Here is a 14,047-nt window from a genome sequence, read left to right as displayed (position 1 = left end):
TACGCCGGATATCACTGCACCCAGGACTGAGTGATCATCCAGTTGAACTGGCGGTTGAACCGGAAATTGCCGAGGCGCTTGCTGACGAAATCGAGACGCTTGGGCGTGAAGAGGCCGACGGCGGGCGCCTGGTCGGTGACTTGATGATCGATCTCGGCCCAGAGCGCATTTGCCGCGGTCTGATCGGTCACGCCGAGGTCGAGTGCCTTGTGCATCTTCGCGTCGATCGCCTCGTCGCAGAAGCCGGCGATGTTGATCGAGGCGTCGGAGCCTTCGCGGAACGAGGCGCAGCCGAACAGGATATTCAGGAAGTCCGAAGCCGCCGGATAATCCTTGTACCACTGGGTCACAGACATCTGCACCTTGTTGTTGGTGTTCTGGATATAGGTGAACTGAATGTTGGCGGAAATCGGCTTGACGTCGGCGACGTAGCCGATGCTCGTCAGAACGCTCTGCAGGTAGACGCCGATGGAGCGCGAGACGGCGGTATCCTCGACGATGATCGTAACCTTTTGGCCCTTGGTGCCCGATTCCTCGACAAGCTGCTTGGCCTTTTCGAGATCGGGAGCCGACCACTTCGCACCCGGATTCTTCGTATAGGGGCAATAATCCACATGGCCGGGGAAATCCGGCGGCAGGACCTGGCAGACCGGCGAGGCGAGCACCTTGCCGCCGAAGAGCTTGACCAGCGTGTTGCGGTCGACGGCGAAGGCGACCGCCTGGCGGGCCTTGACGTTATCGAACGGGGCAAGGCGCGTGTTGAGCGGCGCGTACCACCAGGCCGAAAGCGGCGCGATGTGGAGCTGGTCCTTATATTTAGTACCGAGCTCGGCAAGGCGGTCGCTCGGCAGCGCGTCGAACATCCAGTCCGCTTCGCCGTTCTGGATCGCCGTCACGGCCGCTTCCTCGGAAAGGCCGAAATCGTATTGCACCGTATCCGGATAGCCGTCCGGCTGTGCTTCCTCGCTCCATTCCTTGAAGTGTGGGTTGCGCGAGACGGTCATGCCCTTGTTGGGGTCGAAGGCGGAGATCATGTAGGGGCCGGTGCTCGGGATCGGCACGGAGCCCATGTCTTCGGCGGGCGTGTCGGCGGGGAGCGTCACGGCATGGGGCAGGGCGAGCTTGTAGAGCAGCTCGGCATCCGGCTTGACGAGGTTGATCGTCACGGTGCCGGCCGCTTCGTCGCCCACGACGCCGCCCTCGAGCGTGCAGCTCTTGGTGTCGGCAAGGCATTTGTCCGCGCCGACGATCCCGGCATAGAAGGTGCCGGAGGTCGGGCCGGAGACCTTGAAGATGCGCTGGAAGGAAGCGACCACGTCCTTCACGCCGACCTCCTGGCCGGTGGAAAACTTGATGCCCTTGCGCAGCTTGAAGGTGAAGGTCTTGCCGTCGTTGGAAACTGCGGGCAGCGCCTCGGCAAGGTCCGGAACGATGGTGAAGCCGTCCATGCCTTCGGCCTTGCGGAAGGCGACGAGGCCGTCATAGATCGGCTGGTACATCTGCCAGCCCTGGTCGGTGTAGTTGATGTGCGGGTCGAGCGTGCCGGCCGCAGAGCGGGCGAGAAGGCGCATCGTGCCGCCACGGTGTTCCTTGAGATATTCGGCCTGTGCCGGAGCCAGCCATCCGCCGGCCAGAAGCGCGGCGGCCGAGGCCGTCAAAAGCAGTTTCTTCATTTTTGTCCCCTTTTCTATCGATCGTGCTGATTGAGAAAGTCCCCGACCACCCGCATGCAGTCTTCCTGCTGCTCGATATGCGGCATGTGGCTGGAGTGTTCGAATATCTCCCAGCGCGAGCCCTTGATGCCGTCCTTGAAGGGCTGCACCGTGGCCGGCGTGGCTTCATCGTAACGTCCGGAAATGATGAGGGTGGGCACATCGACGGCCGGCAGGCGGTCGATGACGCTCCAGCTCTTCAAGGTGCCGATGACGTGGAACTCGTTCGGCCCGTTCATCAGCGTGTAGACGGTGGGGTTGCGCGCCGCCTGCTCGAAGCTTTCGGTCACTTCGGGCGGGAACGGCACGACGCGGCAGACATGCCGCTCGTAGAAGGCCATCGTCGCCTGCTGGTAGTCGGGATGGTCCGTCGTGCCAGCCGCTTCATGCCGGGTCAGCGTGTCCTGCACGTCCTGCGGCAGGCCGAGCCGCAACCGGTTGGCCTCCTCTACCCAGAGCTTCATGGAGGCGGGCGAATTGGCGATCGTCAGCGAGGCCAGTCCTCTGGGTTGGAGCACCGCATATTCCGCACCCAGCATGCCGCCCCAGCTTTGCCCGAGCACATGGAAGCCGCCGCGGATGCCGAGGTAATCGACGACGTTCTCCAACTCGTCGATGAAGAGCTGCGGCGTCCAGAAATCGGCGCCTTTTTCCGGCAGCAGCGTGGAATTGCCGCAACCGAGCTGGTCGTAGTGGATGACGGCCCGGCCATCGCGCGCGAGCAGCTTGTAGGCGTCGACATAATTATACGCGACACCCGGCCCGCCGTGCAGAATGATCACCGGCAGCTTGCGGCTGCCGAGGTCGCCGCTTATGCGATACCAGGTTTCATAGCCCCGGAACGGCGCCCGTCCTTCCGTGCTGTCGATCCGAACCGTCATGCCGCCCCTCCCAAGATCGCCGCCATTCAGGCGCTCCTCCTGCCGGTCCGCACCCATTCCTCCAGCATCTGCACGCCGAAGGCCGTGGCGCCCTCCCGGCCGAGGGGGCGGTCCTCCTCAGCCAGTTCCTTGCCGGCAATGTCGAGATGCACCCAGGGGCGGTCTTCGGTGAAATGGCGAAGGAACGCCGCGGCATAGGGTGCGTCGCCATCCTCCATGTCCTTGGCATGGTGGCGGAGGTCGGCAAGGGGCGATTTCAGCCCGTCGTCATAAGCCCGGTCTAGCGGCAGGCGCCAGAAGCGCTCGCCGACCGTTTCGCCCGCGGCGATCATCTCGGCGGCAATTGCATCGTCGGTGCTGAAGAGGCCTGCGAAGACCGAGCCGAGGCCGCGCATGACCGAATAGGTCAAGGTCGCGAGATCGACGATCGCCGATGGCTCGAAACGCGTCGCCGCGTAGTAGAGGCAGTCGGCCAGGATCAGGCGGCCTTCGGCATCGGTATCGAAGACCTCCACGGTCTGGCCCGAGGCTGTGGTGATGATTTCGCGCGGCTTCAGCGATGTGCCGGACGGCAGGTTTTCGGCAATGCCGAGAACGCCGACGGCATGAACCGGGCTCTTCTGCCGGGCAAGCGACAGGAGAAGGCCCGCGACGGCCGCCGCACCGGCCATGTCGGCCTTCATGTCGAACATCTGGACGCCGCCCTTGATGCAGAGCCCGCCGGAATCGAAGCAGACACCCTTTCCGACGAAGGCAAGCGGCTGCTCGCCCGATCCTTCGCCGCGATAGCGCAGCACCGCCACCTTCGGCGCGCGGACCGAGCCGGAACCGACCGCCAGAATGGCGTTCATGCCGAGGTCCTTGAGCCGGTCGGCATCCAGCACCTCCACCTCGATACCGGCGGCGCGCAGTGGTTCCAGGTGCTGCGCGAAACTATCCGGATGAAGATGGTTGGGCGGCAGGTTGACGAGCGTGCGGGCATACTCGACGCCTTCCGCCACGGCATTGGTGCGCGCGAGGGCGGCGTTGAGGGTTTCCTTGTCCGCGCCGACGAGTTGCAGGCGCCAGCTCTTGTCGGCGCCAGCGACAGGTCGCTTGTTGCGCAGGTCGAACCGATAGCGCCGCAGTCGGACGCCAAATGCGACGCGCGCCAGTATTTCGGCTTCGGAAAAGGCGGCGTTGGCAACCGGATCGAGGACCAGGGTTGCCTCATTCTCGCCCCTGCCTTCCAGGTGCGCGGCGAGGCTGCCGCCGGCCTTTGCCAGCGAAAGGGCGCTCATGGCTTCCGCCTTGCCGAGCGGAAGGACGATCACGCGGCGGGCGGTGACGCCCTGCGGCGGCACGAGATCGATGCAGGCGCCGCCTCCGGTGGCGCAGGAGCGCGAGACGATCCCGCCGGTGGCCGCGTCGAGCGCGGCGGCATGCGCGCCGAGGTCCTGCCCGTCGGCTTTCAGGATCACGATGACCGGAGCGTCGGCGGCAACGGCATCAGCCGCTTCGAAGACCGGGACTGGCGATTGGGGCATGAGGGCTACTTCCTGTTACAGCAACGCAAAGGCTGGCTGTCGCAGGCACTTTCCATCGATCCGAAGGACGGCAATTGCCGCCGATCCGTAAGCGATGGCCGTGCCGGAAACTAACCATCACCGGTGGCGAAAGGGGTGCCAGAGAGCGAATAATCGTTTTCCCATGGCGATTTAGGAGCTCATGCAAATCGGTAGCGCCGAAGGGGATAAGCGTTCAAGCGCCAATTTCGTCCATATCGATTGACAAAAACTCAGGTGATAATCCATGGTCCCGCCATGGCTTTACCTTCACTCAACGGCATGCGGGCTTTCGAGGCGGCAGCGCGCCTCGGCAGCATCAAGGATGCGGCGGAAGAGCTGCACCTGACCCCCTCGGCGGTCAGCCGGCATATCCGCACGCTCGAAAAATCGCTTGGCCAGGAACTGTTCGAGCGCGGCTTCCGGCAAGTGACCCCGACGATACGCGGCTCCTATTACGCACGCACGCTTGCGGAAGCCTTCGAGACGATCTGGCGCGCGACGGAGGATGTCAGCCTGCACGAGGGCCCGCGCAGCCAGAAGGCCCACCGCGTCAAGCTCATGTGCGAGCCGACCCTGCTCAATCTGTGGCTGGCCGACCGCCTGCCGAACTTCCGCCGCCTGCATCCGAGCGTGGACCTGGAAATCTCCACCTCGGGCAAGCGGACCAATGTCGATCTCGCGATCATCGACGAGTTCGTCTACAAAGCCGGCCCGGCCCTGACGATGATGATCCCGCTGCTGCTGACGCCGGTCTGTGCGCCTTCGCTGCTGGAAGGGCCGCTGCCGCTGCGCTCGCCCGCCGATCTCCTGCACCACCGCCTCATCCATGAATGCGAAACGACGCGCTGGAAGCAATGGCTGGAGCTGGAAGGCATTTCCGGCGCCGGTATCGCGACGGGCTCCACCCTGCACGATTGCACGCTCATCATGCGCGAGGCGATGAATGGCGCGGGCATAGCCCTTGCCGACACGATCATGGCACAGGACCTTCTGCGGCAAGGCAAGCTCGTCGCCCCCTTCGCAGCCCGCCATGCCTATCCGGCCGGCTATTACCTGCAACAGCGCCGCAGCATCGGCAACAAACCCGGCGCCCGCTTGTTTCAGGACTGGCTGCTGGCCGAGGTCGCCGAGCACAAGCGGGCGATGAACATCGAGTAGGAGGGCGCCGGTTTTCCTGCTGGATCCCGCGCATGCCCTTTGTCATAGAGCCGCGAGACCACGGAATCGCCGGAGTGGATGCCCCAATGAAACCGGACAAATCGTAAAACGCGATATGATGGAATGTTCGTTCCGGGAAAAATCGTAATAAATTGCGGACAACGCAGATTTACTCACCATCCCGACGAATTGTGAATTTTTGATTTATCATATTTTAAGATGTATTTTCCTCTTATGAGCGGCGTATTGCGATAGGTGCTATAGCTTCAGGTGCCGATCATGATGATTGGTGTCGCCGCGTTTTCGCTTGCCGGCCGTATGCGCCGATCGTTGAGATGGTTCATCCGGCCATTCAAAGGCGATCGGCGCAGATCTTTTGGGTGTAACAACGGAGAGGCGGATGCGCTCTGAAATTGATGTCAGAGCAGGTTGAAATATGCACGTATCCAAGGAAACATCGAAGGCGCCGGGCTGTAGGGCGTCGCTTGCTGACGGAGTTGAGGCAGGAACCTGCGCGCGGGCTTCTGCCGGCTGGCATGTCGGGTTTTCCATCGCCATCGCGGCTTTGCTTCCGAGGTTCCTTCTGTCTCGCCAGCCCTGTCCGGCGTCGCCGCTGCAGCCTTCTAGGCCACGCTTCCTGCCAACTCCTGCACTGACATCGAACCGGATGGATGTGACATGTTGAAAGAGACCGAAGAGCAAGCCAGGCACAGCATGCCGGCAAAGGGCGATCCGGCGCAAGCGGGTCTCGAATGGTTGAGCGTGCTGGTTGGCTTCGGCGCTTTCGTAACGTTTACCATATGGGTCAGCGAGTTCATGACGGGAAGCCTCGGAGTGGCCGACATATGGGCATTGCCGTTGCTGTCCCTGGCTTTCGTCGTAACATTCCTGTTCTTGCGGATAAGGCCGGACAGGATAGATGCGATCGGTTATATCCCCGCTGTTGCATTGAACGTCTATCTCATCATCGGCGTATATCTTAATATTTTCCCGCAATTCGGCCGCATGGATTTCTACCAGTTCTACAGTACGTCCTACTGGTTTCCCATCGGAACCGGCGTGTCGTTCATTTTTCTTGCGCCCAGAATTGCGGTGATGTTTTCATTTTCAATGCTGGCAATCATGCTCTTGCCGCTTGCTGTTTCGGCATTGTCGACGGATGCTTATCTTTGGCCCGTAAACTCGCGGCTTCTGGTTCTTCAGGTCGTTCTGGCACAGATCGTATTTGTCATCCTGTTCCTGAACGTTGCAGTCATTCGTTCGAGATATTCGAAGACGCGCGAGTATATTCGCGTGCTCCAGCTTCTGTCCTCAACCGATAGTCTGACCGGTTTGCTGAACCGCCGCGCCATGCTTGAAATCCTTCGCAGGGAGATCGATGCGGCTCGTCATGCGAAGGCGCCCCTTATCGTGGCGATGATCGATGTCGATTACTTCAAGCGAATTAACGACGGACTTGGACACGAGGCCGGGGACGTGGTCCTCATTCATCTCGGACAATTGCTGACGGCGCAATTGCGGAGCCAGGACCATTTCGGGCGATGGGGCGGTGAAGAGTTTCTTCTGATTGCTTCCGAGACGACCTTGCAGAATGGCCATATGCTCATGGAGAAGCTGCGCGAGACTGTCGCGGCGGAGCAGTTTCCATCCGCTCGCCGCGTGACGATCAGCGCCGGTATCGCGGAACTGACCGACCTCGATGATGCAACCATGCTGCTGAAACGCGCGGATGAGGCTCTTTACCGGGCCAAAGCGGAGGGACGAAACCGGACGATGGTCGCGGCTTAGCGCCGTTCGGCGAAAAATCTGCCTGAGGCATAGCGTGCCGCCGGCCTCTCCGTTGTCCACAGCCACCAAAATACTTGACGGCGCGAAGCGGCCGATTGATTGATTTCAATCAGATCTGGGAGATCGCGGTCGATAGCGGCGTTCGGGGATGCTGGCCCGGCTGCAGGTGTCGGAAAGGCTTCGGCGCGGCCGCGGCTGTTGCGGAGAGGTTGGGGCTTATGAATGCGAAACGGCCGGGAGGTCGAGCAACCCTCTTCGATGTTGCGAAGCGAGCGGGCGTCGGCACGGCCAGTGTCGACCGCGTGCTGAACGATCGCGGCAACGTCAGCGAGGAAATCAGCAGAAGGGTTCTGGAGGCCGCAAGGGAGCTTGGCCTTCGCCGGACGCTTCCTCAGGCCCATCGGCGCATGATCCGCATAGACGTCGTTCTCGCGCGGCCCGAGCTGCCGCTTATCGGCAGGCTCGGCTACGAGTTCCGGAGGCTGTCGGCCACGCTCGACCGGTCGATCGTCATCCATCGGACGGTTTTGGACGACGAGCGTCCGGAAACGCTCGCCAAGGCATTGACGAGAACGACTTGCGATGCGGTCGTTTCCTATATGCCGGACCATCCGGCGGTTCACGCGGCTGTGGAGGAGCTGAGCTTGAGAGGCGTTCCTGTGGTGACGGTCGTATCGGATGTGCCCGGCTCCACGCGCATCGGCTATGCCGGTATCGATCACATCAAGGCCGGCCGTTCGGCCGGCTACTTCGTGACGAAGATGGGGAGGGTGCCCGGCAAGGTCGTCATTCTGTGCAACAGCCCGGGCTTTCAGTCCCATTCCGACCGAATCGGCGGCTTCACCCGCTTTCTGGAAGAGAAGGCGCCCGAATGGTCGGTCGCATGCGTCGTGGAGGGTGGCGACGACCGATATCGATCCGAGCTGGAACTGCGCCAAGCCTTCAAGGCAAGCCCGGACGTTGCGGCCGTGTACAATGTAGGTGCCGCCAACATCGGGGTCGCACGGGCGATCCGGGCGGATATCCTGAAGAAGAGACCGATCTTCGTCGGTCACGAGCTGACACGCAACACGGCCGTCTTTCTCAGGGAAGGGATAATGTCCCTTACGATCGATCAAAGCCCCGAACTTCAGGTGCGTGCGGCGGTCAACATGATCCTGAGGCACTTCGAGTTTCCGGGCTTCGACCAACCCGCCTTCGCGCTCGATACCGAGGTTCCGTTCGTCCTGTACGGTCCGGAAAACATTCCCGGTTCGCTTCCCTTCTGATTTAGGGTGTTGATTGAAATCAATCAGCATTGGTTTTGAAATCGGATCGGATTTTGGAAATCCTCCACCCCTCGGCCGAATGCCTCCGAAGCATCGAGGCAACGTCGATAGGGAAGGAGATACCAATGAGCGATAATATTGCCCCGGTCCGCTGGGGTATCCTTGGGGCCGCGCGGATTGCGGATGGCGCCGTCATCCCGGGGATGGTGAACAGCCGATATTGCGACCCCGTCGCGATCGGCGCGCGGAGCTGGGACCGTGCGCGAGCCATGGCCGATCGGCACGGGATCGCCCGCGCCTATGGCAGTTACGAGGAGGTCCTCGCCGATCCGGAGGTCGAGGCTGTCTACGTGGCGCTTCCGAACCATCTTCACGTCGAATGGACGCGCAAGGCTGCGGATGCCGGCAAGCACGTCCTGTGCGAGAAGCCGGCCGGGATGACCGCCGGCGAGCTGACGCAGCTCAAGGGCCTGGATCCGAAGCTGAAGATTTCCGAAGCCTTCATGGTGAGGCAGCAGCCGCGCTGGATCAAGCTTCGCGAGATCCTGCGCAACGGCGACTACGGGCGACCGATGTCTTTCTCGTCACTCCTCTCGTTCATGATGACCAACGAGCAGGACTTCCGTCAGAAGCCCGAGTTCGGCGGCGGCGCCTACTACGACCTCGGCTGCTATACCGCGATGACGGCCCGATACGTCTTCGATGCCGAGCCGAAGCGTGTCTTCGCCGCCGTCGAGCGCAATTCCGGCGGCATCGACATGTTCACGTCGGTGATCCTCGATTTCGGCGATGGCCGGCATGCGACATTCATGGTCTCGCTGGCTGAGGCTTCGTCCCAGTCGATCCAGATCGTCTGCGAACGCGCCTTCATTCAGCTGCCGCAGGCCTACGTGCCTTCACGAGTGAATCCGAACGCGATTGCGATCGATACCTCCGCAGATCATGCGAGCTCGATCGTCCATATGCTCGAATTCCCGCCGCTCGACCAGTACGAGGAGGAGGTCACAAATTTCTCGAAAGCGATCCGCGGGGCGGATGCTCCATATTTCGACATGAACGATGCTCGTGCCAATGCGGCCGTCGCGGACGCGGTCTTTGCCTCGGCCAGGAGCGGCAGCTGGATCGATGTTGGAGAAAACTAGGATGACCATAAAAATTGCCCTGATCGGTGCCGGACGTATCGCGAAAGTCCATTCGAAGGCGATCGCCGCCAGCACTGATGCCGAACTCGTGGCCGTTACCGATGCGTTGCCCGAGGCAGCCCGCGCGCTGGCACTTGCAACCGGCAGCAAGGCGGCGGACCCTGACGCGATCGCGGCAGACAAAAGCGTCGACGCCGTCCTGGTCTGCACACCCACCGACACACATGCCGACCTTATCGAAAAGTTCGCGAAGGCTGGAAAACACGTCTTCTGCGAAAAGCCGGTCGACCTTGATCTGGCTCGGGCCGAGGCGGTCGTCTCGATTGCAGAGAAGGCCGGCGTCCGTCTCATGCTCGGTTTCAACCGCCGTTACGATCCCAATTTCGCCGGCGTTCGCGCCGCCATCGACCAGGGCCGCATCGGCGATGTCGAGATGGTGACGATCACCTCCCGCGATCCGGGCGCGCCGGATATCGCCTATGCATCGCGCTCGGGCGGCATCTTCCGCGACATGACGATCCATGACCTTGACATGGCCCGCTTCATGCTCGGCGAGGAGCCTGTGCTGGTCTCCGCGCATGCCACCGTCCTCATCAAACCCGAACTGAAGGATATCGGTGATTTCGACAGCGCCACGGTCATTCTCGAAACGGCCTCCGGCAAGCAGGCGATCATCACCAACTCCCGGCGGGCGGCCTATGGCTACGACCAGCGTGTCGAGGTTCACGGTTCGCTGGGCGTCGCCGGAGCCGGGAACCAGCTTGAGAACACCGTTGTTATCGGCACAAGGGAAGGATACTCCAGCGCCGCGCTGCAGAACTTCTTCATGACACGCTACACGGCGTCCTACGCGGCCGAGATCGCCGAATTCATCGCCGCGTTGAAGGAAAACCGCGAACCCGCGACGACCGGCCGCGATGGCGTGATTGCGCTGAAGCTGGCCGATGCCTGCGTGGAATCCGTCAAGCAGGGAAGACGCATCGAAGTCTAAGCCAGATATAGGGGAAGCGCGCCCGGCAGCGCGTTTCCCGAGCGACAGCGCATTTCCGCGCGGGAAATGACGTCGTTGTACCGGGCCATCCTCACGCGTCAAAGCTGGTGGTGCTTCCTGTCTGCATGACGAGATCCAGGAACAGCTGCTGGGCAGCCGTGGGCAGCCACTCTGCTCGAAGGGTGACGCCGATCGGCCTTGCCGTATGCTTCAAATCAAGCGGGAGCGCCTGCAATAGCCCGCGCGACAGCTCGGCCTGCGCTTGCAAAAACGATATGCATCCCAGGTGATCGGTTCGGGCCAGAAGCTCGCGCATCAGGATAAGGGAGCTCGACTCGACGATGCTGCTCGGAGGGTTGTCTACCGAGGCGAACAACGCGTCGAAATGGCGGCGGATCGGTGTTCCCGTTTGCCCAACGACCCACGGAAAGGATGCGAGATCCCTGCTCGTGAGATCTTTCCTCCCGACGAGCGGATGGTCGTTGCCCGCGACGATAACGATGGTGTCGCTGAACAGAAGCCGCTGCTCGACGTCGCCAATCGGCGGCGGATCACGCATTGCCCCGATCAGGAAATCAATCTCGCCACGCCGAAGACCTGCCAGGAGGTCTGAATACGGACCTTCCAGCACATGGAGCGGAGTCCTCGGTCGAAGTTTCCGGAACTCTGCAATGGCCCTTGGAAGCACGAAAGAGCGGGAAAGGGGCATCGCCCCTATGATGATCTTGCCGGCTTCCTCATCGTTTGCGTCCGCGAGATCGACCTCGGCTTGCGCGAGCTCGGCAAGCGCAAGACGGGCGGCTTGCGCAAGCCCGTTGGCCGCCTTCGTGGCTACAATGCCGAACGACTTTCGGTCGAACAGCGTGCGGCCAGCTTCCTCCTCGAATTGCGTCACCGCTCTGTGCACTGTCGGTTGCGCCAGCCCCAGCTTCTTTGCGGCAAGGGTGAAGTTCTCGCACTCGCGCACGGCGATCAGCGCGCGCAGTTGCGAGGTGGTCGTCAACATCCGCAGGCGAGGGCTCAGTTCGTCGAGCGCAGGATCAAGGTATCCGAACGCCCGTCGCGCCCTCTTGGCGAGGATGTCGCCGTGAGGAGTCGCGAAAAGCCCCTGCGGCGTTCGCGTGAATAGTTTCGTACGAAGTTCCCGCTCGATCTTTGCCAGCGCCTGTGTGACGGCGGGCTGCGACAGATGACAGGCTGCGGCGGTCTTCGTCACCGAGTTCGTGGTCACGACGGTCAGGAAGACCCTCAGATGGCGAAGGTTGTGCTGAATCTGCGGTGTCGGAGACGTCCCGTTGTTCAATCGGCTGTCGATCCCAAAATCGCGTCGGCCCTGGCTTCCAGAGAGTCTTCGACGGACCACGTCACCCTTCCGCCGATCTGACGCTGCCAGTCCGCCGTCGCGGTTGCCATTCTGTCCGGCAATCCAAGCTCTCTCAGCGTTGCCGCAACCTCGGTCATCTCCGCAGCCCTTCTCTGTCCGTGGACCATCATTCTCTCGAGGTTGTAGGCCGCGCGCTTGTTCCAGTCCAGTCCGGGATCGGAAGCTTGAAGCGACGCGAGCACTGCCGCTTCGACACCTGCGCGCCTTGCCGCCAGAAAGCACTCCGCGGTCAGCGCTTCGAAGCCCTTGATCATCACCGATCTGAGCATCTTGATCGAGGATGCCTGGCCAACGGTGTCTCCGGCTATCGTGGCATTCATGCCGAGCCTGGAAAGAATGTCCAACGCCTTGTCGGCGGACGCGCCCGATAGCAAAAGCGGGGTCCGGTGCCGCGCAGGATATACGGGCGCCATGACTGCGACATCGACATAAATCCCGCCGGCCGCCTCGACGGCTTCCGCGGCTCGCGATTTCGTATTGGGGGAGCACGAGTTGCAATCGAGATAAAGCGTGCTTCTTTCAAGGTTCGCCGCAGCCCGGGTCGCCGCCTGCAGCGCCTTGTCGGCGGTTACGAGACTGAACACGACATCTCGGCCCGCGAGCGCTTCAGCGGGGGTTTCTGCGCATTGAACCCGAAGATCCCCGCATCTGTCCTGCAGATCGGAGCGGGTGGCAAAGTCTTCCATTTTCACGTCGAACGCTGCAATGCTCAGGGGGTCGCCGCTGCTGATCCCGTTGCTCCGCCATCCAGACACGAAGGCCTGCGCGGCCTCCCCAAATCCCATCAGACCTACAGTTGCCATCGTCATTCCTTCCCGGCGCCTAGCGGCTCCCGCGTTTCACGGAATTGCCGACCCGCTCTATCTCTTTGTTTGCACGCAATTCCGAACGGGAAACCGCCGCGCATTTTTCCTGGAATTGTTCTCGTTCGCCCAACGGAATAAAGCGCGGAGGCCCGATTGTGTCTCCGCGCCCATGCATTCAGTGAGCGGGGTCCTTTACGTTCTTGATGGTCTGGAATTCCGTATTGTAGAACTCGCCATCGACCTTCTCGACCTTTCGCATGTATATGTTCTGCACGATGTCGCGGGTCTGGGGATCGATCGAGATCGGTCCGCGCGGGCTGTCGAGCTGCATTCCTTCGGCAGCCTTGATGAACGTTTCACCGCTTGCATCGCCCTTGGTCTTGTCCAGCGTCTTGTAGATCAGGTCTAGGGCGTCCCAAGCCGCGGCTGCGACCATGTTCGGACGCATCCCGTCGTTGTTCTTTTTGAAGGCTTCGACAAATTCCTTGTTTTGCGGGGAGTCGTGGTTGGTGGAGTAAGGGCCTCCGGTAATGACGCCCAGCGCTGGCTCGCCCATCTCGTTCAGCAAATCATCGTCGGTGACATCGGCCATGGCGATCACCTTGATGCCGGACTTGTCGAGACCGCGTTCGACAAACTGCTTCATAAAGGCGGCGCCGGCGCCGGTCGGCACGAACACGAACAGCCCTTCCGGCTTCTCGTCTGCAGCGCGCTGAAGAAACGGGGCGAAGTCGGGATTTGCGAGCGGGACCTTTATCTTGGAGAGGATCGTGCCGCCGTTTTCCTCCAGCGTCTTTGAGAACCATTCTTCGGCATCCTTGCCCGGGCCGTAGTCCGAAACGATGGAAACGAACCTCTTCGTGCCGTTTTCGGGAGCCCATTTTCCGATCACGCTCGCAACCTGCGGGATCGTCCAGGAGGTGCGAAGCATATAGGGGGAAGCCTTCATGATTGACGAGGTTGCCGCCACCATGATCACCTGCGGGATCTTTGCACGCTTCGAAAGCTGTGCCACCGAAAGCGCGGTCGGCGTGTTGCCGAATCCGGTGAGGATCGAGACCTTGTCGTTGGTCACGAGTTCCTGCGAGATGCGAAGGGCGTTATCCGGGGAACTCGCATCGTCCTTGACGATGAATTCGACCTTCTTGCCGCCGGCGGTCTTGCCGTGCGTGGCGACATAGGTCTTCAGCGCTGCGTTGATTTGCCGCCCGTTCGACTGGAAGCCGCCCGTCATGGGAATGACGACGCCGACCTTTACTGCGTCTTCGGCATGCACGGGGACCGCTGTCATCGACATGAGCGACAGCAATGCGGCCGCTCCGGTTAAGATGCGTTTCATGTTCATTCTCTCCTCCTTGTTGACCGCATGC

General features: G+C 61.5%; 11 protein-coding genes. 5 read left to right on the top strand and 6 right to left on the bottom strand.

The features are described 5' to 3' along the window. Positions 1-11: 11 nt before the first annotated feature. The 3 genes from ACJJVH_RS32575 to ACJJVH_RS32565 are packed head-to-tail and all read right to left on the bottom strand — an operon-like array spanning position 12 to position 4,119. A complete protein-coding gene (locus ACJJVH_RS32575) occupies positions 12-1,673 on the bottom strand; it encodes an ABC transporter substrate-binding protein (RefSeq protein WP_113384615.1) in 1,662 nt (553 codons plus the stop codon). Between the two features lie 14 nt (positions 1,674-1,687). Beyond that, positions 1,688-2,593, bottom strand: a complete 906-nt coding sequence (locus ACJJVH_RS32570; protein ID WP_412066515.1) for a proline iminopeptidase-family hydrolase — start codon at positions 2,591-2,593, stop codon at positions 1,688-1,690. 26 nt (positions 2,594-2,619) lie between these two features. After that, positions 2,620-4,119 carry a leucyl aminopeptidase gene (locus tag ACJJVH_RS32565; RefSeq protein WP_412066514.1) on the bottom strand — a complete coding sequence of 500 codons (1,500 nt, stop codon included), beginning with the start codon at positions 4,117-4,119 and terminating at the stop codon, positions 2,620-2,622. Positions 4,120-4,395: 276 nt separating this feature from the next. Here ACJJVH_RS32565 and ACJJVH_RS32560 point away from each other — a divergent pair, with 276 nt between their 5' ends. The 5 genes from ACJJVH_RS32560 (at position 4,396) to iolG (ending at position 10,487) form a co-directional block, all read left to right on the top strand. Further along, complete coding sequence (locus ACJJVH_RS32560) at positions 4,396-5,298, top strand: LysR family transcriptional regulator (RefSeq protein ID WP_112794778.1); 903 nt, start codon at positions 4,396-4,398, stop codon at positions 5,296-5,298. 678 nt (positions 5,299-5,976) lie between these two features. Further along, positions 5,977-7,086, top strand: a complete 1,110-nt coding sequence (locus ACJJVH_RS32555) for a GGDEF domain-containing protein (RefSeq protein WP_113360011.1) — start codon at positions 5,977-5,979, stop codon at positions 7,084-7,086. 218 nt (positions 7,087-7,304) lie between these two features. After that, a complete protein-coding gene (locus ACJJVH_RS32550; protein ID WP_112794781.1) occupies positions 7,305-8,354 on the top strand; it encodes a LacI family DNA-binding transcriptional regulator in 1,050 nt (349 codons plus the stop codon). Between the two features lie 125 nt (positions 8,355-8,479). After that, complete coding sequence (locus tag ACJJVH_RS32545; protein WP_112794782.1) at positions 8,480-9,496, top strand: Gfo/Idh/MocA family protein; 1,017 nt, start codon at positions 8,480-8,482, stop codon at positions 9,494-9,496. Position 9,497: 1 nt separating this feature from the next. Next, entirely contained in the window at positions 9,498-10,487 is a 990-nt protein-coding gene (gene iolG / locus ACJJVH_RS32540) for an inositol 2-dehydrogenase (RefSeq protein ID WP_412066513.1), read from the top strand. Between the two features lie 91 nt (positions 10,488-10,578). Here iolG and ACJJVH_RS32535 read toward each other — a convergent pair whose 3' ends face one another. From ACJJVH_RS32535 to ACJJVH_RS32525, 3 genes are all read right to left on the bottom strand, one after another. Continuing rightward, positions 10,579-11,790: a LysR family transcriptional regulator gene (locus ACJJVH_RS32535; RefSeq protein WP_112794784.1), complete on the bottom strand. Its 1,212-nt coding sequence runs from the start codon at positions 11,788-11,790 to the stop codon at positions 10,579-10,581. Further along, complete coding sequence (locus tag ACJJVH_RS32530; protein ID WP_412066512.1) at positions 11,787-12,674, bottom strand: DUF1932 domain-containing protein; 888 nt, start codon at positions 12,672-12,674, stop codon at positions 11,787-11,789. Before ACJJVH_RS32530 ends, ACJJVH_RS32535 begins: the two co-directional genes overlap by 4 nt. Before the next feature lie 178 nt (positions 12,675-12,852). After that, positions 12,853-14,022: an ABC transporter substrate-binding protein gene (locus ACJJVH_RS32525; protein ID WP_113435458.1), complete on the bottom strand. Its 1,170-nt coding sequence runs from the start codon at positions 14,020-14,022 to the stop codon at positions 12,853-12,855. Positions 14,023-14,047 lie beyond the last annotated feature (25 nt).

Origin of the sequence: Rhizobium sp. SYY.PMSO (assembly GCF_046840415.1) — a bacterium.
Taxonomy (GTDB): domain Bacteria; phylum Pseudomonadota; class Alphaproteobacteria; order Rhizobiales; family Rhizobiaceae; genus Rhizobium.
The sequence above is the reverse complement of the archived record's forward strand: the minus strand, read 5'-3'. Positions and strand labels throughout refer to the sequence as shown.